This is a genomic window from Povalibacter uvarum (assembly GCF_014202975.1).
GTDB classification, from domain to species: Bacteria; Pseudomonadota; Gammaproteobacteria; order Steroidobacterales; family Steroidobacteraceae; genus Steroidobacter; species Steroidobacter uvarum.
On the sequence record NZ_JACHHZ010000002.1, the window covers coordinates 593,352 to 616,713 of the forward strand.

The window sequence follows — 23,362 nt, forward strand, 5'->3', positions numbered from 1 at the left end:
ATAAATGCTGAAGCGTGGTATCGCTTGGCGTAAGGCATCCGATATTCGAGGAAAAGTCCGATGAAACGCACCTGGACGATCATTGGCGTCGCGGATGTGGCTCGCAGCTTCCGTTGGTATCAATCGCTGTTCGGGCAACCGCTGACTGCACCCGCGCATGATTTCTTCGGGCAGGTCCTGGATGCGGACGGGACGGTCCTGCTGTGCCTGCATCAATGGGGATCGCACGACCATCCGACCTTGAGCAGTCCTGATGTTGCCCAGCCGGGAAATGGTCTGCTGCTGTTCTTTCGCGTGGATGACTTCGCCGAAGCACTGAACAGGTCCCGGTCGCTTGCGGCGGCCCTCGAACTGGAACCGCAGCTGAATCCCAGCACTGGTACGAGAGAGTTCGCCCTGCGCGATCCGGACGGTTACTACGTCATGGTGAGTGCGCTGGCCGAGGGCTGATGTCGCCCAGCGTCATCGAGCGGTCATGCCTGCACGCCGAGTTCCCCTTGATCTCCACGCACTGAGCGGCCACGTCGAGCTGTTCCGGATTTCCGGGTCGGCGAAACGCGATGCCTCTGTCGAACGCTGGCTCGTCGGAGAGCCGACCGAGTTGCGATCCCTCGCAAAGCAGTGGTTCACCAGGATGCGTCGTTGCGGTGACGATGTCCGGGAAGGCATGCATGATGGCTGCCCCGTCGCCTGTGTCGAAGACGCTCCGTTCTGCTACGTCGATTCATTCACGCGGCACGTCAACGTCGGCTTCTTCTACGGCGCGATGCTCGAAGACGCCTCGGACCTCCTGGAGGGCGCAGGCAAGCGCATGCGGCATGTGAAGCTCAAAGCCGATCGTGAAGTGGATGTCGCAGCGCTGGGGAATCTGATCACGGCTGCGTATCTCGATCTCAAAGCGCGCCTGGCCGCGGAGCGCGATTCCACGACCGGGTAACATCAGCAGACGCCGAGATGGCCGCTTTGACCACGTGAGCCCGTCTCTAGAGTCGCGTACATGAGGAAACCAGATGAGCAGTCAGCGTATCCAGTCGATCCTGTCGATCTTTACGAGCCGCCTCGATACGTTGGGACACTTGCTTGTCAGAGCCGAGGAAACCTTCAAGGAGGCTTCATTCCTGCAACGTCGGCTCGCACCCGACATGGCGCCCTTCGGGACCCAGATCGCCTACACCTGCAACCAGCCCCGCAACTTCGCGCTCTGGGCACAAGGCAGGCCAGCAGACAACCTCGATCCCGACGTAGTGAGCATCGAGCAGGCGCGAATCTTCGTTCGCGAGACTCAGGCGCTGCTCGCGCAAGTTTCCTCGGAGGACTCGAAACTCGCTGAGCGGACGCGGATCGATCTCGCCCCGGGCCTCTACGCGCAGATGACGGGCCACGAATACGTCGACGATTTCCTGGTCCCGAACTTCTATTTCCACCTGGTCACCGCCTACGGCATTCTCAGAATGAGCGGAGTCGCGATCGGCAAGCGGGACTACATGCAGCACCTGCTGCCCTTGGTGAGGCAGGCCTAGGATCGATGGCGGGAGTGAACTCTTCCTTCGACAGTCTGCCGCGCGACTTCCCCGGCGGACGCCTTCGCAGGCTGCGAACGACCGATCTCGCCGCTTTCCAGGGTTACCGACAGATTCCCGACCTCGGTCGGTATCAGGGCTGGTCAGTGATGACCGATGCGGAGGCAACCGCATTCCTTGCAGAGATGAGCGCGGCGCCGATATTCACACCGGGCGAGTGGCTGCAACTTGGCATCGCCGAGCCCGAATCCGATGTTCTCATCGGGGACATCGGCATCCATGTCTCCGCCGACGGATTCACGGGGGAAATCGGTTTCACTCTTCAGCCCTCCGCACAGGGCCACGGAATCGCAACGGCTGCAGTACACGCAGCGTTGCAGATAGTGTTTGCAGCAACACCCGTTCAACGCGTTCTGGGCATCACTGACAGCAGGAATTCCGCGAGCGCTCGCCTGCTGGAGCGCACGGGCTTCAAACTTCAGGAGAGTCGCGGCGCGATGTTCCGCGGCGAGTCCTGCATCGAACAAGTGTACGTGCTGGCACGTGGCCGTCACTGACCACGGAACGGACTATCTACTCTATTCCTCGAACGAGCATTCATCCTCATGTCAAAGCTTCCCGAACGCGTCTACTTCGCGCTTGCCATCGTCGGCCTTGGGCTGACCTGGTACTTCAATTTTCTTTTCTTCGCGGGTGGCGGGAGCATCGCTCCTGACTCGTTCCTGCCCAGCGCGTTCGCGAATCCGTTGACCGCGTCGATCACCCTCGACGTGTACTGGTCGGCGCTGGTGTTCTCGATCTGGATCGTTACCGAGCGAAGCGCGCCGCTGGCGCCGGCACCGTGGATCTTCGTCGTGTTGTGCTTCGGTATCGGGCTGGCGTTTGCGCTTCCGTTGTATCTGGGGCGTCACGCGCAGCTGCGGCGTGTTGGAGCCGTAGCGTCCTAGCCGCCCCGGAGGATTTCCTCTTGCTGTGGGTCCGGCTTTAGCCGGACGGGATCCAAGGCATGGACTCCCGAGTGCGCGGGAGTGACGGAAGCAGAAATATTCATGATGTACTCTCGTCGCCCTTCGTGAGCGGAGCAACGCAGATTGAGCGCGGATATCACCGGGAGCGCAGAAGCAAGCGAGACGTCCGTCTCCTTCCGCGAGGCCCTGCGCTTCTGGGCCAAGCTCGGCTTCATCAGCTTCGGTGGACCCGCGGGCCAGATTGCGATCATGCATCGCGAACTGGTGGAGCTGAAACACTGGATCAGTGAAGAGCGATTCCTGCACGCACTGAATTTCTGCATGCTGCTGCCGGGTCCGGAGGCACAGCAACTCGCGACGTATATTGGCTGGCTGAAGCATGGGACGCGGGGCGGTATCGCGGCCGGTGTGCTCTTCGTGCTGCCCGGCTTCCTGTTGATCACGCTGATCAGCGTGCTGTACGTGAAGTTCCATTCCGTCGGCCCGGTCGAAGGCATCCTGTTCGGCTTGAAGGCCGCGGTGCTGGCCGTCGTGATCGAAGCGGTTGTGCGCATCGGGAGACGCGCTCTCAGGAATCGGTGCAGCTGGATCGTCGCTGGCCTGGCATTCCTTGGCATCTTTGTCTTTGCCGTCCCCTTCCCCGCCATCGTCTTCGCAGCTGCCATCGCCGGCTTTGCGCTGCATCGATGGCGACCGCAGTGGATCGCCGCTGATGCTTCCGCACCGGGGCCAACGATGCCAGTCGCACTCGCATCGCCCGGCCGAACGCTGCGCGTGCTGGTCGTGTGCATCACGCTGTGGGCAGCGCCTCTTCTCATCATTTACTCAGTGTTGGGAAGCTCCCACGTATTGATGCTCGAAGGACTCTTCTTCAGCAAGATGGCGGTCGTCACCTTCGGTGGCGCGTACGCGGTGCTTGCCTATGTGGCGCAGGAGGCCGTGACGGGTTATCGCTGGTTGTCGGCCGACGACATGCTGCAAGGCCTCGCGCTTGCAGAGACGACGCCTGGCCCATTGATTCTCGTGCTCACATTCGTCGGCTTTCTCGGCGCCTTCAATCATGCCGCACCCTTCGATCCGATCGTCGCCGGACTGCTTGGCGCATTCCTGACGACCTGGGTGACGTTCGTTCCGTGCTTCCTGTGGATCTTCCTCGGCGCTCCTCACATCGAGGGATTGCGTCGACGCCGTGCATTGTCTTCCGCACTCGCGATGGTCACGGCGGCCGTCGTGGGCGTCATCCTGAATCTCGCGATCTGGTTCGGCCTGCATGCGCTGTTCGGCAGCGTGCGAACGTGGAAGGGCTTCGGCATGACGGTTGCCTTGCCCGATGCTGCGTCGGTCGATCTCGCGGCCGTTGCCATTGCGGCGGCATCGGCAGTTGCCTTGTTGCGTCTGAGAGCTCCGATGCTGCTCGTCCTTGCAGCCAGCGCGGGCACCGGACTCATTCTCAAAGGCGGATAGGCACGCTCTCACGCGCGATGGCGTACACTCGATCGCATGGACAGTCAGTTCTGGATCGATCGCTGGGCGCGAAAAGAAATCGGCTTTCATCAGCGCGACTTCAATGGCTACCTGCGGAAGTACTGGCCATCACTGACCGTACCGCCCGCCGCGACGGTCTTCGTTCCTCTGTGCGGCAAGAGCCTCGACATGCACTGGCTGCATGAACGAGGTCATCCGGTCATCGGCATCGAGATCGCGAAGGAGGCCGTGGCGGATTTCTTCAAAGAATGGGGAGTCGACGCCCAGGTCACGCAATCCGGTCGATTCGAAAGCTGGCAAGCCGGAAAGATCACGATCCTGTGCGGCGATTTCTTCGATCTCACAGCTGCCGAGCTCGGTGATGTCCGCGCTGTGTTCGATCGCGCAGCGCTGATCGCGCTGCCGCCGTCGCTTCGCGAGGCTTATGCAAAGAAGCTGTGCGAAGTTCTTCCTCCCGGCACCGAGACCCTCCTGGTCACGGCGGACTATCCGCAACAGCAGATGTCAGGCCCGCCCTTCGCAGTGAGCGATGCGGAAGTGAGGAAGCTCTTCGCGGAAAGCAATATCCAGCAGCTGGACGATGTCGACGTGACGGACCTGCCCGACAACGCACGCTTCCGTCAGCGCGGCCTGACACGGCTCGTCGAACGGATCTATCGACTCGATTGATCACGGACAACAGCGCGACGCGAACCCATGAACGCGATCGCCGACGTTTGATGCGATAAGGGCGCCGTCCTGATCGGCGCAGAACAACAAGGGAGGATGATCCATGTCCGCACTTCGCATGGTGGCCGCTTCGCTGATCGCAGTCGTCGCGATCCCCGCGTGGGCAGTCGATGTTCCGGTGACTGCGCGCATCGATGAGGTAAAGGTCTACAGTGAAGGCGCGTCCGTCACCCGCAGATCCCAGATCACCATCCCGGCGGGAACGAATCGCCTGGTCTTCACCGGCTTGCCGGCGAGCATCGATACCGACACATTGCGGATCGCAGTCGCGAACCGCGACGTACGCCTCGGCGCGATCGAGGTCGAGCGCATCACCGACAAGGAGTTCGTGAATGCGCAGGAGCGGGAAATGCGCGAGCGCCTGCAGAAGCTGAACGATCAGGTCGCGGCCCTCCAGGACGACATCGCGACGGCCGAAACGCAACTCAAACTGATCGATTCGCTGGCGACGACGCCTGCCGGCACAGGCTCGAAGGCGGCTGTCGATGCAACCGCCCTCTCTTCCGTGCTGACGACGATGTCGACTTCGGCGGCCGCAGCGCGCAGCAAAGTCCGAGAGGCAAAGCTGCGCCAGCGCGAGATCAACAAGGACATCGAGAAGACGAACGCGGACCTGCAGAAGATCGCGACAGCTCGCAAGCAGACGTATGAGGTGCGCGCGTTCATCGAATCGCCGGCTGCTGTCGACGCTGCGGTCTCCGTCGAGTACGCAATGGAAGATGCTGAGTGGTCGTGGGTCTACGAGGCGAGACTCGACACCGTCGCGAAGCGAGTGACACTGTCGCGGCAGGCTTCCGTCGAGCAATCGAGCGGCGAGGACTGGAAGAATGCGACATTGACGCTGACTACCGCACGGCCCTCCGAGGACGCGGCGACGCCAGAAGTAGCATCGCTGTTTCTCGACCTCGCGGAGAAGGAAGCAAATCGGCGTCGGGCAGCGGCGCCTGCATCCGATGAAATGCAGGAGATTGTCGTGACGGGCACTCACCAACTGCACCGCGCGCCCGTAACGATTATCCAGACCGACTATCTTGCCGAGTACCGCATTCCCGGCCGCGTCACGCTCGATTCCGACGGCGAGCCGCGACTCTATCCCGTCGCGGAAGAGCAAGTGGATGTGACGCTTCGTGCCCGCATCGTCCCCACCGCAAGCCAGTCCGCGTTCCTGGAAGCTTTGTTCCGGTACGAAGGCAGTGCGCCGATCCAGGGCGGCGAATTGCAGCTCTATCGCGATGGCGCATTCGTCGGCAGAGCGTCCATCGAGTCGATGCTGCCGGGGGAGGACGTCCATCTTCCGTTCGGAGCCGACGAGCGCATCCAGGTCGTCGTGCGCGACGAGCCAAAGCAGTCGGGCGACCGCGGCCTCGTCAGCAAAACCCGTGTCGACGAACACAAACAGCGCTTCGAGATCACGAACTATCACTCGATGCCCATCGCCCTCGAAGTCGTCGATCGGATTCCGGTCGCGCAGAACAAGGACATTCGTGTCGAAGCGCTGAAAGGCGCAACAGACCCCACGACCCGCGATCTCGACGGGCAGTCCGGCGTGATGTTGTGGCAGATCACCGCGCAGCCGCGGCAGACGGCAACGATCCGGCACTACTATTCCGTCCGCTATCCGGCGGATCAGATCCTGTCGCGGCACGAATGACCGCATCGATTTTGTCGGCTGGCGTCACGTCCGATCGTCTTTGAGCGGCACCCCCAGCTCAAGAGGCCCTGCAATGCTGTACTCGATACTGATCTACGGCTCCGAGGATCGTGCCGCGGCCTGGACGGAGGCAGAGGAAAAGGAAGTCATGGATCGTCATGCCGCGCTGCGCGCTCAACTGCAATCGCAGGGGCGATTGGGACCCGTGATGCGGCTGGTGCCGCAGAAGGCCCGCACGGTTCGGCGCGGGCGCCCCACCAGCGAGATCACCGACGGACCGTACACCGAGACCAAGGAACAGCTGATGGGCTTGTATGTGATCGAGTGCGCTTCTTTCGAGGAAGCGCTGGCTGCCGTGAAACAGCTGGATTTCGACACGGGCGTGTTTGAGATTACACCGCTCGTTTACATGGATCCGGGCGCGTTGCCTGCCGTCACGCCGTAGCGCACGTCTGTCACTCAGGCGGGAGTCCATGCTTTGGCCCAGATGGATCCCCGCCCGCGCGGGGATGACGGAATTTCCCTTTCGGGATCACGTCCGGCTAAAGCCGGACCCACGGTACCTCGCCACAAGTAATACCATTGGCGCGAAGTGGCTTTGTGGGTGGGGATCGATGTCGATGAAGTCTGTCGCTCGTGCATGGCTGGCGTTCCTGTTGGTGTGGGTGCTCTCCTTCACCTCCTCTCAAACAGTAGCCGCCGCGTCTGCGAACACGCCTGCCCAAGCCATCCGCAACGACATCGACCTGTCGACCGAACGCATTCGCGATCCCTGCATCCTGGTCGATCGCGCATCGGGCACGTATTACATGGTCGCGACGAGCGATCGCGTCGGGCCGAACGGGCGCCCTGCGGTCGTGGCTTTCACCAGCAAGGATCTGAAGCGCTGGGCCGGCCCGCACGTCGTCTTCGAAATCCCTGAAGGGTTCTGGGCACAGAAAAGCATCTGGGCGCCCGAGCTTCACCACTACAACGGCAAGTACTATCTCTTCGCGACGTTCAGCAGCGACGAGTTGCTCCCCGAGCAGTGGCGCGACTGGCTGCCTCGCGTGAAGCGCGGCACGCAAGTGCTCGTGGCGGATTCTCCGCTCGGTCCCTTCAAGCCGTTCGCGAATGAATCGACGCTGCCGGCGGACATGATGACGCTCGATGGAACGCTGTGGGAGGAGGACGGCGTTCCCTACATGGTGTTCGCTCACGAATGGGTTCAGGTGAAGGACGGCACCATCGAATACGTGCCGATGAGAAAGGATCTGTCCGCGATCGCTGGCGAACCGAAGCGGCTCTTTCACGGCTCCGACGCACCGTGGGTAAGGAAGAACCTGGAGTTCGGATCGACGGTCACTGATGCGCCGTGGCTGTATCGCACGCGCACGGGCAAGCTGCTGATGCTCTGGTCGAGCTTCGGCACGGGGAACTACACGGTCGGTATCGCGACTTCGCAGTCAGGCAAGCTCGCTGGACCGTGGGTGCAGCAGGCGGAGCCGCTGTACTCGAAAGACGGCGGACATCCGATGCTTTTTCAGCGGCTTGATGGCCAGCTGATGATGATCCTGCACAGTCCGAACAAGCTGCGAGAGCGCGCATTGTTGTTCGAGGTCGCGGACCTCGGTGACACGCTGCGCCTCGAATCCTCGAAGTAGCACCACGAGCCTTAATACGATTCACGACGCCCGCGTTGATTCCGTGCGAATGACGAACTCTCTTAGGTGATCGCGCGTTGGGATACGTGCCGTGTCGCGGCACTTGGCCAATCACCGGAGGCGCTATGAACAAAGACACTCTTCAAGGCAACTTCACCCAGTTGAAGGGCAAGATCAAACAGCAGTGGGGCAAGCTCACTGACGATGAGATCGATCAGATGGAAGGTCACGCTGAAATCCTCGCCGGCAAGCTCCAGGAGCGCTACGGACTGGAACGCGAGGAAGCTGAGAAGCAGGCTAAGGAATTCCGCAAGACCAACAACTGGAACTGAGGCCGGCGCCCGAGTGGCGCTGCCTCAGGCGCGAGAGACACCCACGGATGGGTGTCCGCGCTTTGCACAACGATCGCATCGAGCATAGCCGAGCTGTTTGCGCATCCGATCCATCGAATCTTCTGGGTCGGCGTTCAACCGACTCCCCCGAGTGAAAGTGCCAGGAGATCGCCATGGCTGACATCAAGACGTTCACCACCACCCGTGGCGACGGCGGCGAGACGCATCAGCAAGTCCCGAAGCAGAGCAGCCATGATGCCGAAGGGCATCTGACGACGGACCAGGGCATCCGGATATCCGACAATCAGAACAGCCTGCGCTCCGGCGTTCGTGGCCCGACACTACTGGAGGACTTCGTCCTTCGGGAGAAGATCTTTCACTTCGATCACGAGCGCATTCCCGAACGCATCGTCCACGCACGCGGTAGCGGAGCGCATGGCTACTTCGAGACCTACGAATCCCTCTCCGATCTCACGCGAGCAGACCTGTTTCAAAAAGCTGGGCAGAAAACACCGGCCTTCGTCCGCTTCTCGACGGTGGCCGGTGGCGCCGGCTCGGTGGACACGCCGCGCGACGTGCGTGGGTTTGCCGTGAAGTTCTACACGGCGGCGGGCAACTTCGATCTCGTAGGCAACAATATCCCGGTGTTCTTCATCCAGGACGCGATGAAGTTCCCGGACCTGGTTCACTCCGTGAAGATGGAGTCCGATCGAGCCTTTCCGCAGGCAGCGAGCGCACACGACACCTTCTGGGATTTCGCGTCGCTGATGCCTGAAACTACCCACATGCTGATGTGGGCGATGTCCGATCGGACGCTGCCGCGGTCACTACGGACCATGCAGGGTTTCGGGGTTCACACATTCAAGCTGGTGAACGCCAGGGGCGGGGTGACATTCGTGAAATTTCACTGGAAGCCTCTCCTCGGAGTGCAGTCGACGCTGTGGGATGAGGCGCTCAAGCTCCAGGCAGCCGACAACGACTTCCATCGCCGTGATCTCTGGAACGCCATCGCGAAAGGCGACTTCCCTGAGTATGAGCTCGGCATTCAGACGTTCGACCAGAAGTTCGCCGACAGCCTGCCCTACGATGTCCTCGACGCCACCAAGATCATTCCGGAAGAACTGCGACCTGTGCGCCCCATTGGCAAACTCGTGCTCAATCGCAACCCGGACAACTTCTTCGCCGAGACCGAACAGGTCGCGTTCTGTCCAGCCAATATCGTTCCCGGCATCGACTTCACGAACGACCCGCTGCTGCAGGGCCGCCTCTTCAGTTATCTGGATACGCAGAAGTCGCGCCTCGGGACTGCCAACTTCCATCAGTTGCCGATCAATGCGCCGAAATGTCCGGTCATGAATTTCCAGCGGGACGGTCAGATGCAGATGAACGTCCCTACGGGTCGTGCCAACTATGAGCCCAACAGCCTCGGAGCTCATGGCGAAGACGGCGGACCACGAGAGTGCCCCGTCACAGGCTTCGTCTCTCACCGCGGCCGCGCCGAGGCGGATGAGCAAGGGGACAAGCTGCGGGTGCGCGCTGAACTTTTCGCCGATCACTACAGCCAGGCGCGTTTGTTCTGGCGATCATTGACCGACAACGAGCGCGCTCACGTCGCGTCCGCTTTCGTTTTCGAACTCTCCAAAGTGAAACTCGAGCAGATCCCCAGCCGTATGGTCGCGAACCTGCGCAACGTCGATGACGAGCTGGCGCAGCGGGTCGCGGACGGTTTGGGAATCGACTTGCCCCGGATGGCAAAGCCCGCACGCGAACCCATCGATCTCGATCCCAGCCCCGCACTCTCGATCCAGAGGAACATGATCGAAACGCTGAAAGGACGCAGCGTCGGGATCCTCTACGCGGACGGTTCCGACGGTGGGTCAGTCCAGCGCGTCGTCAAGGCCGTCAAGGATGCCGGTGGCACACCGGTCCTGATCGCACCAAAAATTGGCGGTGCCGAACTGTCCGACGGCAAGACACTCAAAGCCGACGGTCAGTTGGCAGGCACACCTTCCCAGACCGTTGACGCAGTCGCCATCGTCCTGTCCGAAGCGGGCTGCGCCGCGCTGATGAATGAGAGCGCCGCCGTACAGTTTGTCGCGGACGCCTTCGTACATCTCAAGGCGATCGGCGCGAGCATCGAGGCGAGACCATTGCTGGACAAAGCTGGTGTCGTTGCCGATGCGGGCGTATTGGGACTGGACAGGGCCTTCATAGCAGCGGCGAAGAAGCGCTTCTGGGAACGCGAGCCGCAAGTTCGAACATTGGCTTGAGCAGGAATCCCGAAGCGCTCAGTGCATGTGCAATCCGCCGTTCACCGAGAAGTCGGCGCCCGTTGCGAAGCCTGACTCATCTGACGCCAGCCACGCGACCATCGATGCGATCTCATCGGGCTCGCCGAGACGCTTCACTGGGATCGTACTGACGATCTTATCGAGCACTTCGGGGCGGATGGCGCGAACCATCGATGTGCCGATGTAGCCGGGCGATACGGTGTTCACCGTCACGCCCTTGCCCGCGACTTCCTGCGCGAGCGCCATCGTGAAGCCGTGAATGCCCGCTTTCGCGGTCGAGTAATTGGTCTGTCCGAACTGACCCTTCTGGCCGTTCACCGACGAGATGTTGATGATGCGGCCCCAGCGCCGCTCGAGCATGCCTTCGATGACCTGCTTAGTGACGTTGAACATGCTGTTGAGATTGGTGCCGATGACGTTCTCCCAATCCGCGCGCGACATCCTGTGGAACACAGAATCGCGCGTGATGCCGGCGTTGTTCACCAGCACATCGACGTGACCCACCTCGGCTTTCACTTTATCGAATGCCGCCTGTGTCGAATCCCAATCGGCGACGTTGCCCTCGGAGGCCACGATGTCATGGCCCTGCGCGCGCATTTCGGCGAGCCAGCTTTCTTTGCGCGCTGAATTGGGACCGCAGCCTGCGACTACGCGATAACCATCGCTCGCGAGACGTCTGCAGATTGCCGTGCCGATGCCGCCCATGCCCCCGGTGACGTATGCGATGCGCTGAACCATGCCGATGAACTCCGCGTGCGATTCCAGACCCCATGCGGAAGCTGCGACTCGCTCGCGTCCGTACCTTCCAGGGAGAGGGGATGGCCGCGGATTCGCGGCCGGCGCGCATCATACTTCGGTCGGGGACGCGGGTCGTGACGATCTGCTATTGCAATGCAGCGCGGTCCGTCATCCACCCTGAAGCAATCGCCGGAGTTTCAACAGAACGGCATCGGGCCGGTGGTACAGCTCGCGCCGGCTTACGATGACGATCCGATAGCCGAGCGATTCGAGAAACTTCGCCCTCGCCTGCGCCTCGGTCGCCGGCCGCGTCAGATCGACGACCAGCGCGTGCTCCGCGCAGACGTGATCGACAACGAAGGGACCGATCTCGCACTGGTTAGCGAAGCGGTAACTTCGCAGGCTTCGTGCCCGCAACAGTTGGGTGAGAGCCTCCTCGGAAGAATGGGCCGCGCGTTCGCGGACGAGGAGTTCAGTTCTGGGTCGATGTCGCAGTACGCCGGTGAGCATGCGGGGGAGAGTAGCCCCGTCGACGCGGCTGGGGATGCGGGAAAACTGGGATCAAACTAGAGAAAAGGACGCGAGTTTCACACGGAGTTCACGGAGTGCACGGAGGAACTCATTCTCGATCGTTCTTTTCTCTCCGTGAACTGCGTGATCTCCGTGTGAAATTCCGGAATCCGGCCGGCGCTTCTGTCACTCCCACGCGCGCCGGGTAGCGCCAGCCCACAATGCACACACCGGAGAAGAGCCCAGGCTCATCACGCGCCCTACGCGCCGATGACCCGAACCGTTCTGAATGCATCGCGGGTCGCGCGCCCACCGCAGCGCGTAGACGACCGGATCCATGCTCGATCCCATCAGGTTGTTCAGATGCTGCTGCCAGCGCTTCTTCGTGGTCATGATCGACTCCACAAGCCCAATCCTGTTCACCTTCGCAACGCCGTTCGGGCGAAGACGGTTCCTTCGTCCCTTGGTCAATCCATCGGCCTGACGAAGGGAGGGTTGAGGACAGCCCCCGATTCGTCTGGATTCGACGACAGAATCTGCGACCCACGTCGCACGGGGCGGCGCGGAACTTCAGAGAACCGCTGCCACTGGGGATGGGACCGCGGTTTGAGACGCAGGTTCAGCGATTGCTTGTCTGCTCTTACCGACGTGCTTAATCTAGCCGCAGAACAAGCACAATTTCAGCGGGTCGCACGATTGAACCAGGACGCAATCGCAGCGCTTATCGAGAAGCAATATGCAGGACTCCTTTCGTTGCTGCGCCGGAAACTCCGGGACGAGCAGCTGGCGCAGGATGCCCTGAATCAGGCCCTTGTGACCTCGCTCGAGCATGTGCAGGCGGGGCGAGTCGCCGACCCCTCGCTCATTGCCGGCTACGTGTTCCAGGTCGCCATGAACCAGATGCGCAACCATCGCCGCAAGATGGTCGAGCGCGCGGAGCGGCGGGCCGATCCGGAGATCGTCGATACCCTCCCCGACCTGCACACTTCGGCGGATAGCGAGATCGAGCCGGCCATGGCGGGCAAGGTACGGTCGGTGATCCAGTCGCTCCCGACCGCTCGCGACCGGGAGATCGTCAAGCGCTTCTATCTGGACGAGGAAGATAAGGACTCGATCTGCCGCGATCTGGGTCTGTCCGCGCTGCATTTCGACAAGGTGGTGTTCCGCGCCCGCCAGCGCATGCGAGCGCTGCTCGAGGCGGGCGGCATCCGGAAGCTGGATGTCTTTCCCAAGATTCTGCTGTGCCTGGCCGGATGACACTGGAGCGAAAGACCGGTGCGACGTCGGAGTCCTTTACAACAGATACCTTGCGGGGATGGGCAGCTTCCGAGGTGGTACACGAAGAGACAGGCGTACTGAAAGCTGATGGACCGTAAATACATCGATGATCATCACGTCGTGGCCCGGTACCTCGCCGACCAGCTGCCAGACGACGAACGCGCAGCCTTCGAGACGTACTATCTCGCGCACCCGGAAATCGTCCGGGAACTCGAGGCGACGGCCCGCTTCAAGGTCGGCCTCGGCCAGCTGCGGGAATCCGGCGAGCTGACCACCCTGCTGCAACACAAGCCCTGGTTTCGGCAGGAACGCTATCAGGCGCTCGCGGCATCCGTCGCCCTCGTTGCGATCGCGCTTTTTCTGTTCATCGGCCGCGCCCCTTCGCTTCAGCCGGTGCTCGTTGCTTCCGCAACGGCCCTGACGGACCGCCTGGGCGATCCGCTCGCGGTTGCGGCCAGCTACGACGTCATCCGTATGCGCAGCGCTTCCTCCGATCCCGACACCTATATCGAACTGCCCGCGTCCGCGCAGGTGATCCCGTTGCGCGTCGAGCCTCAGTTCGAAGCGCGGCCGGCCAGATATCGAATCAGGCTGCTCTCCGTCGGCAATCACGACTCGCTGTATGACGTCGGAACGATCGCGGGACTGACACCAGATCCATCCGATGGCTATATCTCCGTGTATCTGAACTCCGCGAGACTCGTGCACGGGCGCTACGCACTGATCCTTGCGGGCGATGCCGGCACCAGCGCGGAGAACGACGAGAGCTCGTTCCTCATTCAAGTCATCGATGGCACGCCATGAATGCCGCTCATGACCTGGTGCGCGCTGCTCCACGATCGGGCGAATAGAACGCGTCGAATCGTTTTCACGCTCGCTTCCTTCGACCTTCGTCGTGCACGTGACTGCATCGCAGCACGTCGCGCTCGCTTGCTCATTCTTTCGTGCGCGCCGCGAAGGGCTGCGGCTATGATCCGTGCCCCGCGTTCCGGCGAAATCACACACAGGGCATTTCCATGCAGTTCGAACACACAGAGAAAGTGAAGACGCTGATCGCGCGTCTCGAAGCGTTCTTCGAAGAACACATCTATCCGAACGAGCAGGCGGTTTCCGAATTCGTGAGGGGCCGCGAAGGCAAGGCGCGCTGGGAGCCGATTCCGATCGTCGAGAGCCTGAAGCCGAAGGCACGCGCCGCCGGCCTGTGGAACATGTTCCTGCCGCACTCCGACAGCGGTGCGGGTCTGACGAATCTCGAGTACTCGCCTCTGTGCGAGATCATGGGCCGTGTCGGCTGGTCGGGCGAAGTGTTCAACTGCTCCGCGCCCGACACCGGAAACATGGAGATTCTCGATCGCTTCGCCAGCGCCGCAAACAAGGAACGCTGGCTGAAGCCGCTGCTCAACGGTGAGATCCGTTCTGCGTTCTGCATGACCGAGCCGGCCGTCGCATCCTCCGACGCAACGAACATTTCCACGCGAATCGAACGCGACGGCGACTCCTATGTGATCAACGGCCGCAAGTGGTGGTCGTCGGGTGCGGGCGATACGCGCTGCGAAATCCTCGTCGTCATGGGCAAGAGCAATCCCGATGCGCCGAAGCACCAGCAGCAGTCGCAGATCCTCGTTCCAATGAAGACGCCTGGTGTGAAGGTGTTGCGCCAGTTGCCGGTGTTCGGCTTCGACGATGCTCCGCACGGCCATTCGGAGATCGTGTTCGAGAACGTGCGCGTCCCCGCGGACAACATCCTGCTCGGCGAAGGCCGCGGCTTCGAGATCGCACAGGCGCGCCTCGGGCCGGGCCGCATCCACCACTGCATGCGCAACATCGGTGTCGCTGAGCGTGTTCTGGAGAAAACGTGCAAGCGCCTGCTGTCGCGTGTCGCGTTCGGCAAGCCGATCGCGGATCAGTCGATCTGGCTCGAGCGCATCGCGAACTGCCGTGTCCAGATCGATCAGGCGCGCCTGCTCGTGCTGAATGCCGCCGACAAGATGGATCGACTCGGCAACAAGGCCGCGCGTCGCGAGATCGCGATGATCAAGGTTGCTGCACCGGCAATGCTGAACTTCGTCGTCGACTGGGCGATCCAGGCGCATGGTGCTGCCGGCGTAACGACGGACTTCGGCCTGGGTCACGTCGCGGCGAGCGCTCGCACAATGCGCATCGTCGACGGCCCGGATGAAGTCCATCGCAACCAGATCGGCAAGATGGAACTGGAAAAGTACAAACCCGCGAAGCAATAAGAGCCGAGAAAGGAGCCATCATGGCCGTTTCATCTTTGTTTGATCTGAAGGGCAAAGTCGCTGTCGTCACCGGCGCAACGCGCGGGATCGGGCTCGCGATTGCCGAACGAATGGCGGAGCACGGCGCGAAAGTCGTGGTCAGCAGCCGCAAGCTCGATGTCTGCGAGGAAGTCGTCAAAGGCATCAAGGCCAAGGGCGGCGAAGCGTTCGCGCACGCGTGCAACATCGGACGTAAGGAGGATCTGCAGGGTCTGGTGAATGCGACGATCCAGAAATGGGGCGGCATCGATGTGCTGGTCTGCAACGCCGCGGTGAATCCCTACTTCGGCCCGTCCATCGACATGCCGGATGACGCGTACGACAAGGTCATGAACTCCAACGTCCGCAGCAACTTCTGGCTGTGCAACATGGTGCTGCCGCAGATGGCGCAGCGCGGCGGCGGCTCGATCATCGTGATCTCGTCGATCGCAGGCTTGCTCGGCTCGCCGGCGCTCGGCGTCTACGGCATCTCAAAGGCGGCTGACATGGCGCTCGTGCGCAACCTCGCCGTCGAATGGGGTCCGAAGAACGTTCGCGCGAACTGCATCGCGCCGGGATTGGTGCGCACCGACTTTGCGAAGGCACTCTGGGAGAACCCGGAAACGTACGCGCACACCGTCAAGGCTTACCCGCTGCGTCGCATCGGTGAACCGGATGAAATCGCGGGCGCCGCGCTGTTCCTCGCGGGCCCGAGCGGGTCGTTCATGACGGGGCAGACGATCGTGATCGATGGCGGTGGAGTGATCGGGCGGGGATGAGAATCCGTCACTCCCGCGCACGCGGGAGTCCATGGCTTTGACGCTGATCGATGCAGATGGATTCCCGCGTGCGCGGGAATGACGGAATCCTCCCATGACCGACCCCACCCCAACTGGCGGCAGCGCCGTCCTCGTCCCCGTCCTCGAGAACAACCGCTTCGACGAGGACCTGTTGACGCGCTACCTCTCCCAGCGCGTCGACGGCTTCCGCGGCGAATGTCTCATTCGCCAGTTTCAGGGCGGCTTCTCCAATCCGACGTTTCATCTGCAGACCTCAGATCGTGCGTTCGTTCTTCGCAAGAAGCCGCCGGGGCAGCTGTTGCCATCGGCGCACGCCGTCGATCGCGAGTACAAGGTGATGAAGGCGTTGCAGGATACGGACGTGCCTGTGCCTCGTGTGCATCTGCTCTGCGAGGACGAGAGTGTCATCGGCACGATGTTTTACGTGATGGACTACGTCGAAGGACGCGTCTACACCGATCGCTTGCTGCCGGGCTGCTCCGCTGAGCAGCGAACGCAGATGTACGACGCGATGAACGATGTGCTCGCGAAACTGCATCGCGTGGACTATCGCGCGGTCGGACTCGATGACTTCGGCAAACCCAGCGGCTACGTGGCGCGCCAGGTCGCGCGCTGGTCGAAACAGTATCTGGCCTCGGCGATCGATGACACGCCGGCGATGAATCACCTGATGGAGTGGCTGCCCAAGCACTTGCCTTCGCAGGATGAGGCGACGATCGCGCACGGCGACTACCGTATCGGCAACCTGCTGTTTCATCCCACGCAGCCGCGCGTCGTCGCCGTGCTCGACTGGGAGCTGTCGACGATCGGCCATCCGCTCGGCGACCTGGCGTACTGCTGCAGCGCCTATCACCTTCCGGCAAGCAGTGGCCGCGGATTCGATGGCAATGACATCCAGGCGCTCGGCATTCCGACGGAAGCCCAGTTCCTGGAGGACTATCGTCGTCGCAGTGGCCGCGCCAACATCCCCGACTGGACGTTCTTCATCGTGTTCTCGCTGTTCCGCTCCGCCGGCATTCTCGCCGGCGTTTATCGGCGCAGCGTCGACGGCCAGGGTGTGGATGCACGCATGGCGCAGGCGAAAGCGGCGTATCAGGACATTGCAGCGAGGGCGTGGGAGATAGCGGAAGGAAGCTAGCTGGCCGGATGGCTGTTAGCCGGTGGCCAGAGATTCCGTCACTCCCGCGAGCGGGAGTCCACCTGAAGCAAAGGCATGGATTCCCGCCTTCGCGGGAATGACGTGTCAGGATGCTTCGCATGACGTCCGACTGAAGTCGGACCCACAGCAAGATGCGCCAGGCAGGCTCGCTCTGCGTCTGGCCAGTGACCAGCAGCCAGTCGCCAGCGGCCGCCTAGCCCTTGCTTCTTGGCACGAAGAAGAAGTCGCCCACTTCATGCCCAGCACCCTTGATCGATTTGAACTCGGGCTTCTGCACGAACTTGTTGGTTGCTGCAGCGACTTCCACGCGCTTGCTCAGACGGCTGAAGAGTTCGGGGCTCGAGAGAATGCCCGTGTTCGCTTCCAGCTCGTCGATGAATGCGCGAGCGAATACTGAGTTGCCACCGCCGCCGACATCGAGCACGGGAGCATCGCCGCCGGAAGTCAGCAGCAATCGCGCACGCTTCGGCAACTTGTAGGCGACGTAGTCCTTCGAGTAGCTGACCTTGTCGTTCATGAACAGATAACTCGGATCGGTCGAGAGCAATCCGGCATAGCAGGAGTCCGCAACCACCAGCACGCGCTTCGCCGGCAGACGACCGAGGTGGCCCGTGATCTGCTCATTCGGCACCCAGAAAGTGTCTTTCGGCGGAGCGTCCGCATTGACGGGCAGCCAGTAGCCGGCTTGTGCCTTGCCGCTGCCGCCGGCCAGTCTCTCGCCGTGACCTGCGTAGTAGATCAGCAGGTTGTCTTCGGGCTTCAGCACGGAGTTCAGGTCGTTGAGCGCCTTGAGCATCTGCACGTCGTCGGCGTCCTCGAGGATCTGCACATTGAAGCCGTATTTCTCCGCGAGGACGCGCGCGGCGCGCTGCACGTCCTGCTTCGGGGTCTGCAGACTCTCGACGGCCTGGTAGTTCTGGTTGCCGATGACGATTGCATAGTAGCGACCGAACTTCATGCCCGAAAGCGTGCGCTCATCGGCCACTGCCGGCAGCGGGGTGAGCTGCGTGCGCGTCTGCGGCGAACGCGTCGTCGGAATGCCTGCGAGGCGCTCCGCGCTCTTCTTCTTTTCAGCTTCGAGCTGCGCGATCCACTTCTTCAGTGCCTCGACTTCCTTGCTGTTGTCGGCCGTCTGTTGTGCAACGGGCTTCTTCGCGAGCTGCTCCTGGAGATCCTTCAGCTGCTTCTGCAGCAGCCCGAGCTGCGAGTCGCGCTCGCCGATCGCGGTTTCGAGTTCTTTGCGAAGCTCGTCCTGCTCGCGCTGCGCGGCGGACGTATAGATGAGACTGTCTTCGGACAGGCCCGATGCCTGCCGATACAGGTTGAGCGCCTTGAGCTGATCCTGCTGCACGCCCAAACCCTGCTCGTAAAGCGTGCCGAGATTGAAGATCGCGCGCGAGTAACCTTTGTCCGCAGCCTTCTGATACCACTCGGCGGCCTTCACGTAGTCCGGCTCGACGCCCATGCCGCGCTCGTAGATTTCACCGACGTTCGTCATCGCCTCGACGTCGCCGGTTTGCGCGGTGTCCATCCAGATGCGCAAGGCGGACTTGATGTCTGCGCGATCGTAAGCAACGTACTCGCCGCCGCGAATCGAACACTCCGATGCCGTGGTGCGGATGGGACGACGCTGAGTGAGGTATGTGGAGTTGCCGAGCTGGCGCACCTGGCCCGGCAGCAGGCAATCGACGATCTCGAGATCCGAGCGCTTGACCATGCCTTTGGTGGCCGCCGCTTTGTCCGAGGGCGTCGCCGCAGAGGCGACGACGAGAACGGCGGGCGCGAGCGTTACCACCGCGCGGAGCAGGAAATTCGTGAAGCGAGTCGGTCTCATCGAAGCCTCGTTCCCGTATGAGGATTACGTAAACCGGATGGCCCGGACTGGGCGCGGAGCCAGGTCCGTGACTGTCGACGTATTCGACGCCGATTGGCCAGCGATTTCAATGGAGACTGTGATCCAGGTCGCGCGTCATTGTCCTTTGGGACAGGCTGGCGATGAGCTGTGAGCGATGAGCAACGAGCCAGAACCAGAATGCAATTGGCTCATCGCTCGCAGCTCACAGCCAGCACGCCGCTGATTGACTTTGACCCCGCCGCAGGCGGCAATGGCAGGATGCTTCATCGACTTCTCCTCATTCCGATCGCACTGCTCCTTCATGCATGTGCGAGCCCCTCGCAACTCGTCGACCGCATCGCCAGCAAAGCCGAGCTTTCCCGCAGCGTAGTGATCGGTACCGGCTACCGGCACGTCGTGTACGCGAACGCGATCGCGACGACCGCAAGCGAAACAGTCTTCGTCTATATCGAAGGCGACGGTCGTCCCTGGAGGGGCACGCGGCCGGCGGCGGATCCGACGACTCGCAAACCTGTCGCACTGCAGCTGCTCGCGGAGACCCGCTTTCCGGGAATCTATGTGAGTCGTCCGTGCTACCAGGAAATGAACGACCCGGGATGCACGCCTTCCTCCTGGACCGACGCGCGCTACTCGGAGGCCATCGTGAGCAGCATGGCCAGCGCAATCGGCAAGGCATCCGGCGGCCGGAAACTCGTTCTGGTGGGCTACAGCGGCGGGGGCACACTCGCTCTGCTGCTCGCCGAACGGCTCGCTGACGTGCAGGGCGTGATCACGATCGGCGCCAACCTGGATACCGATGCGTGGACGACCAAACGCAACTTCCTGCCGCTCGCCGGTTCGATCAATCCCGCGATGAGCCAGCAGGCTCATCCGTGGCCGGAGATCCACCTGCAGGGTCAGCACGACATCATCGTTCCGCCTTCAACGACCGAACGCTACTTCGAAAGTTACCCCAGGGCCCAGCGCGAGCAGGTCGATGGGTTCGATCATGTGTGTTGTTGGGTGGAGGAATGGCGGCGGATGATCGAGGAAGCTGTTAGCCGGCTAGCCGCCAGCGGGTAGCCAGAGAACAGCGCAGCGATGCTGCTCGTCTTCATGTGGGTCCGGCTTCAGCCGGACGTCATGCCGAAGGCATGTCTCGTTGCCCGCCAGGGCAAGATCCGCAAACCAAGATCGCTGTCGCGATGACGTCCGGCTGAAGCCGGACCCACAGCCTGAGCCTCTGGCTAGCTAGCGGGCTAGCCGGCTTCTTGCTCCCACCGCCACATCGGGAAAATCCGAGAACACCGCATCGATCCCGAGTGCATAGAACTGCTGGTATTCATTCACCGGATCGTTGGCGTACTGCTTCGCGAGCGTCGCGGGCTCGCTGCGGAATGTGTAGGTGTGGACCTTGAGCCCCGCCTCGTGCGCCTGCTCGATGACGGTCGTCTGCAGCAGCGTGTCCTGCTGCACGTCGCGAAGGATCTGGCGTTTCCATGGCCCGATGGCAGTCGCATATTCCGCTACATCGCTGAACTGGCGCGGGACAGTGCCGCCTCGATCGTCCCGGTACTGCGGGATCTTCACTTCGATGACGCGCGTACCTGCAGTGTCGTAAACGAGCGCTCCATCATCCAGGAGCTGCACGAGCGGCAGTTTCGTCTTCGGCCGCAGGTACTGCAGGTTCGCGCTCTCGAAGGATTGAATGAACACCGGCCCGCCGGCGCGATCGAGCCCATGGCGGCGCAATGCGTCGAGGAGGCGGTCTTCGAGCGGTAGCTCCAGTGCGAGGTGATACGCGGGATGCTTCGTTTCCGGATAGACGCCGATGATTCTTCCGCGAGCCACGCTCTCCCGCTTTGCCAGCTCCAGAATTTCGTCGAACGTCGGAATCTGGAAGCGGCCATCGTATTCCTTCGATCGTGCGGGGTTCGACTGCACGGCCCGCAGCGACTTGATCTCCGCCAGCGTGAAATCGCTCGCGAAGAAAGCCGTCACCTGTGTGCCATCGAGATCGCGGGTCGAACGGCGCGCGGCGAACGCCGGTCGCGAACCAACGTCGGTCGTCGTGTCGAGCATCGGCTCGTGCCGCGCGATCAGATGTCCGTCTTTCGTTGCAACGAGATCCGGCTCGATGAAATCCGCCCCCTGCTCGATCGCGAGCAGGTACGACTCGAGCGTGTGCTCAGGCCGGTAACCCGACGCACCGCGATGTGCGATCACGAGCGGCGGCGCGCCATCCAGTGTTCGCCACTTCACGGGAGATTCACTCATGGCGACGGCGCTGAAGAGCCAGAGGCCGATCGCGATGCAGAGGCATGCTCGCATGCATGGGATATACAGAGAATCGGTGAAGGATTGGTTACGCGATCAGTCCACGAAAAAGTCCGGCAGGAACTCCTTGTTGCCCGGCGTCATCGCGTACTGATCGAGATTCGTTCCCGCCAGCACTTCATCGTCGATGAAGAAATTGCCGGTGGTTTCGCGCGCATCGCGCGTGAGCACCGCGTGCGCGGCATCCGCCATGATCTCCGGTTTGCGGCCGAGCTTGGGATTGGCCATGGGGATCACGTTGAGCGCGGCGGTTGCGATGACAGTGCGGGGCCAGAGCGCGTTCACGCCGATGCCGAACTGCTTCAGCTCGCCGGCCATGCCGAGCACGCACATGCTCATGCCGAACTTCGCCATCGTGTAAGCGACATGCGGCGCAAACCACCGCGTCTTCATGCTCAGCGGCGGTGAGAGATTCAGGATGTGCGGATTTCGGCCCGCCTGCGCGGACTGCTTCAGATACGGAATGCAGGCCTGCGAACACGCGAAGGTTCCGCGCACATTCACACCGAACATGAGATCGAAGCGCTTCATCGCCGTTTCCATCGTACCGGTCAGTTGGATGGCGCTGGCGTTGTTGACGAGGATGTCCACGCCGCCGAAATGCTCGGCGGTCTTCTTCACCGCTTCCGCGACTGCGTTCTCATCGCGGATGTCGACCTGCATGGGCAGTGCTTTGCCGCCCGCGGCTTCGATCTCCGCGGCTGCTGTGTGAATGGTGCCCGGCAGCTTCGGGTTCGGCTGATCCGTCTTGGAGGCAATGGCGATGTTGGCCCCGTCGCGGGCTGCGCGCAGAGCAATGGCGAGGCCGATGCCTCGGGAGGCGCCGGTGATGAAGAGAGTCTTTCCTTTGAGGGACATGGTCGCTCCGAAGGCCCTGCGGCTCGAGATGGGAAAGCTCGCAACCTACGCGCTTTCGTTTGGCATCGGCAATAGGGGCCGTTGCTTCCCGTCAGGGCCCGGCGAAGGCGGTCCAGGCGGTTCGCAGGATCAGCGCACTGACGACCACGATAAAGATCTTCCGCACCAGGACGCTGCCTCCGCGCAGCGCGAGCCGGGTTCCGGCCAGCGAACCGGCCACGTTGCAGATCGCCATGCCGAGCCCGACGTGCCAAAGCACATAACCGCGCGATGCGAAGTACGTGAGGGCCGCGGCGTTGGTCGCTACGTTCAGGACTCGGGCACACGCGGCTGCATTCAGAAAGTCAAATCCGTACAGGCGCACGAACACGAACATGAGGAAGCTGCCGGTGCCGGGTCCGAAGAATCCGTCATAGAAGCCGATTCCGGCGATCAGCAGTGCGCCGTGGAAATGATGGCGTCCTTCGAACGCCCGCGGTGCGTGATCGGCGCCGAGGTCCTTGCGTCGAATCAGGTAGATGAGAACGGCCACCAGCATGAGTGGGACCAGCGGCCGGAAGATCTCCGGCGCGACCCGAGTGGCAACCCACGCACCGAATAGCGAGGTGACGAGCACAGCCGCTGCAAGCGGAAGCAATGCGCGCCAGGGAATCGTGATCCGGCGGGCAAACCGCGCTACCGCGCTGGCCGTCCCGAAAATGCCGGAGAACTTGCTCGTGCCGAGCAGGTAAGGCGGCGGGACGTTGGGATAGACACCGAACAGCGCCGGCAACTGGATCAGACCACCGCCGCCCACCATCGAATCGATGAGTCCGGCACCGAAAGCGGCCACGAGCACGAGGGCCAGATCGGGGAAGGCGGACAGGTCGCTGATGGCGATCACATCGAAAAGCCGTGGGAGCAGGATTGTTCCGCTTCGCGAAAGCAATGGAAAGGTACAGTTGCGACGCAGGATCAACGACACGTCGGCT

25 protein-coding genes are annotated in these 23,362 nt (G+C 62.1%); 18 read left to right on the forward strand and 7 right to left on the reverse strand.

Going from position 1 to position 23,362, the window contains the following annotated elements:
• Positions 1-60: 60 nt before the first annotated feature.
• The 12 genes from HNQ60_RS08870 to HNQ60_RS08925 all read left to right on the forward strand — a co-directional run bounded on the left by HNQ60_RS08870 (position 61) and on the right by HNQ60_RS08925 (position 10,598).
• A complete protein-coding gene (locus tag HNQ60_RS08870; RefSeq protein WP_184330790.1) occupies positions 61-450 on the forward strand; it encodes a VOC family protein in 390 nt (129 codons plus the stop codon).
• Between the two features lie 25 nt (positions 451-475).
• The gene (locus tag HNQ60_RS08875; RefSeq protein WP_184330791.1) at positions 476-937 is read left to right on the forward strand and encodes a DUF1801 domain-containing protein; all 462 of its coding nucleotides are present in this window, start codon (positions 476-478) and stop codon (positions 935-937) included.
• 73 nt (positions 938-1,010) lie between these two features.
• Positions 1,011-1,520, forward strand: coding sequence for a DUF1993 domain-containing protein (locus tag HNQ60_RS08880; protein WP_184330793.1), 510 nt, complete (start codon positions 1,011-1,013; stop codon positions 1,518-1,520).
• 14 nt (positions 1,521-1,534) lie between these two features.
• Entirely contained in the window at positions 1,535-2,077 is a 543-nt protein-coding gene (locus tag HNQ60_RS08885; RefSeq protein WP_184330795.1) for a GNAT family N-acetyltransferase, read from the forward strand.
• A 48-nt stretch (positions 2,078-2,125) separates the two neighbouring features.
• Positions 2,126-2,467, forward strand: a complete 342-nt coding sequence (locus HNQ60_RS08890) for a DUF2834 domain-containing protein (protein WP_184330797.1) — start codon at positions 2,126-2,128, stop codon at positions 2,465-2,467.
• Between the two features lie 144 nt (positions 2,468-2,611).
• Positions 2,612-3,952: a chromate efflux transporter gene (gene chrA, locus HNQ60_RS08895; RefSeq protein WP_221304106.1), complete on the forward strand. Its 1,341-nt coding sequence runs from the start codon at positions 2,612-2,614 to the stop codon at positions 3,950-3,952.
• 36 nt (positions 3,953-3,988) lie between these two features.
• The gene (locus HNQ60_RS08900) at positions 3,989-4,642 is read left to right on the forward strand and encodes a thiopurine S-methyltransferase (protein WP_184330799.1); all 654 of its coding nucleotides are present in this window, start codon (positions 3,989-3,991) and stop codon (positions 4,640-4,642) included.
• 103 nt (positions 4,643-4,745) lie between these two features.
• Entirely contained in the window at positions 4,746-6,353 is a 1,608-nt protein-coding gene (locus HNQ60_RS08905) for a mucoidy inhibitor MuiA family protein (protein WP_184330801.1), read from the forward strand.
• A gap of 73 nt (positions 6,354-6,426) precedes the next feature.
• Positions 6,427-6,798: a YciI family protein gene (locus tag HNQ60_RS08910; RefSeq protein ID WP_184330803.1), complete on the forward strand. Its 372-nt coding sequence runs from the start codon at positions 6,427-6,429 to the stop codon at positions 6,796-6,798.
• A 175-nt stretch (positions 6,799-6,973) separates the two neighbouring features.
• Positions 6,974-7,996 (forward strand): glycoside hydrolase family 43 protein, encoded by a 1,023-nt coding sequence (locus HNQ60_RS08915; RefSeq protein WP_184330805.1) that lies wholly within the window; start codon positions 6,974-6,976, stop codon positions 7,994-7,996.
• Positions 7,997-8,121: 125 nt separating this feature from the next.
• Positions 8,122-8,328: a CsbD family protein gene (locus HNQ60_RS08920; RefSeq protein WP_184330807.1), complete on the forward strand. Its 207-nt coding sequence runs from the start codon at positions 8,122-8,124 to the stop codon at positions 8,326-8,328.
• A 173-nt stretch (positions 8,329-8,501) separates the two neighbouring features.
• Entirely contained in the window at positions 8,502-10,598 is a 2,097-nt protein-coding gene (locus HNQ60_RS08925; protein WP_184330809.1) for a catalase, read from the forward strand.
• Positions 10,599-10,616: 18 nt separating this feature from the next.
• Here the strand turns inward: HNQ60_RS08925 and HNQ60_RS08930 are convergent, their stop codons facing one another.
• From HNQ60_RS08930 to HNQ60_RS08940, 3 genes are all read right to left on the reverse strand, one after another.
• On the reverse strand, positions 10,617-11,357 hold the full coding sequence (locus HNQ60_RS08930; RefSeq protein WP_184330811.1) for a 3-ketoacyl-ACP reductase: 741 nt from the start codon (positions 11,355-11,357) through the stop codon (positions 10,617-10,619).
• Between the two features lie 168 nt (positions 11,358-11,525).
• Complete coding sequence (locus HNQ60_RS08935) at positions 11,526-11,867, reverse strand: DUF559 domain-containing protein (protein ID WP_281382702.1); 342 nt, start codon at positions 11,865-11,867, stop codon at positions 11,526-11,528.
• Positions 11,868-12,053: 186 nt separating this feature from the next.
• Entirely contained in the window at positions 12,054-12,260 is a 207-nt protein-coding gene (locus tag HNQ60_RS08940) for a hypothetical protein (protein ID WP_184330815.1), read from the reverse strand.
• Between the two features lie 303 nt (positions 12,261-12,563).
• Here HNQ60_RS08940 and HNQ60_RS08945 point away from each other — a divergent pair, with 303 nt between their 5' ends.
• The 5 genes from HNQ60_RS08945 (at position 12,564) to HNQ60_RS08965 (ending at position 17,341) form a co-directional block, all read left to right on the forward strand.
• A complete protein-coding gene (locus HNQ60_RS08945) occupies positions 12,564-13,124 on the forward strand; it encodes an RNA polymerase sigma factor (RefSeq protein WP_184330817.1) in 561 nt (186 codons plus the stop codon).
• A 108-nt stretch (positions 13,125-13,232) separates the two neighbouring features.
• The gene (locus tag HNQ60_RS08950; RefSeq protein WP_184330819.1) at positions 13,233-13,949 is read left to right on the forward strand and encodes a hypothetical protein; all 717 of its coding nucleotides are present in this window, start codon (positions 13,233-13,235) and stop codon (positions 13,947-13,949) included.
• A gap of 212 nt (positions 13,950-14,161) precedes the next feature.
• On the forward strand, positions 14,162-15,385 hold the full coding sequence (locus HNQ60_RS08955; protein ID WP_184330820.1) for an acyl-CoA dehydrogenase family protein: 1,224 nt from the start codon (positions 14,162-14,164) through the stop codon (positions 15,383-15,385).
• Between the two features lie 20 nt (positions 15,386-15,405).
• Positions 15,406-16,182, forward strand: coding sequence for an SDR family NAD(P)-dependent oxidoreductase (locus HNQ60_RS08960; protein ID WP_184330821.1), 777 nt, complete (start codon positions 15,406-15,408; stop codon positions 16,180-16,182).
• Positions 16,183-16,276: 94 nt separating this feature from the next.
• Complete coding sequence (locus HNQ60_RS08965; RefSeq protein ID WP_184330823.1) at positions 16,277-17,341, forward strand: phosphotransferase family protein; 1,065 nt, start codon at positions 16,277-16,279, stop codon at positions 17,339-17,341.
• A gap of 214 nt (positions 17,342-17,555) precedes the next feature.
• Here the strand turns inward: HNQ60_RS08965 and HNQ60_RS08970 are convergent, their stop codons facing one another.
• Positions 17,556-19,196: a caspase family protein gene (locus tag HNQ60_RS08970; protein WP_184330825.1), complete on the reverse strand. Its 1,641-nt coding sequence runs from the start codon at positions 19,194-19,196 to the stop codon at positions 17,556-17,558.
• A gap of 198 nt (positions 19,197-19,394) precedes the next feature.
• On the opposite strand from HNQ60_RS08970, the gene HNQ60_RS08975 reads away from it, so the two are divergent.
• Entirely contained in the window at positions 19,395-20,279 is an 885-nt protein-coding gene (locus HNQ60_RS08975; protein ID WP_221304107.1) for an alpha/beta fold hydrolase, read from the forward strand.
• A gap of 168 nt (positions 20,280-20,447) precedes the next feature.
• On the opposite strand, the gene HNQ60_RS08980 is transcribed toward HNQ60_RS08975, so the two are convergent.
• The 3 genes from HNQ60_RS08980 to HNQ60_RS08990 form a co-directional block, all read right to left on the reverse strand.
• On the reverse strand, positions 20,448-21,527 hold the full coding sequence (locus HNQ60_RS08980) for a glycerophosphodiester phosphodiesterase (RefSeq protein WP_184330829.1): 1,080 nt from the start codon (positions 21,525-21,527) through the stop codon (positions 20,448-20,450).
• 42 nt (positions 21,528-21,569) lie between these two features.
• Positions 21,570-22,391 carry an SDR family oxidoreductase gene (locus HNQ60_RS08985; RefSeq protein ID WP_184330831.1) on the reverse strand — a complete coding sequence of 274 codons (822 nt, stop codon included), beginning with the start codon at positions 22,389-22,391 and terminating at the stop codon, positions 21,570-21,572.
• Between the two features lie 91 nt (positions 22,392-22,482).
• Positions 22,483-23,355 carry a sulfite exporter TauE/SafE family protein gene (locus tag HNQ60_RS08990; protein ID WP_322096854.1) on the reverse strand — a complete coding sequence of 291 codons (873 nt, stop codon included), beginning with the start codon at positions 23,353-23,355 and terminating at the stop codon, positions 22,483-22,485.
• Positions 23,356-23,362 lie beyond the last annotated feature (7 nt).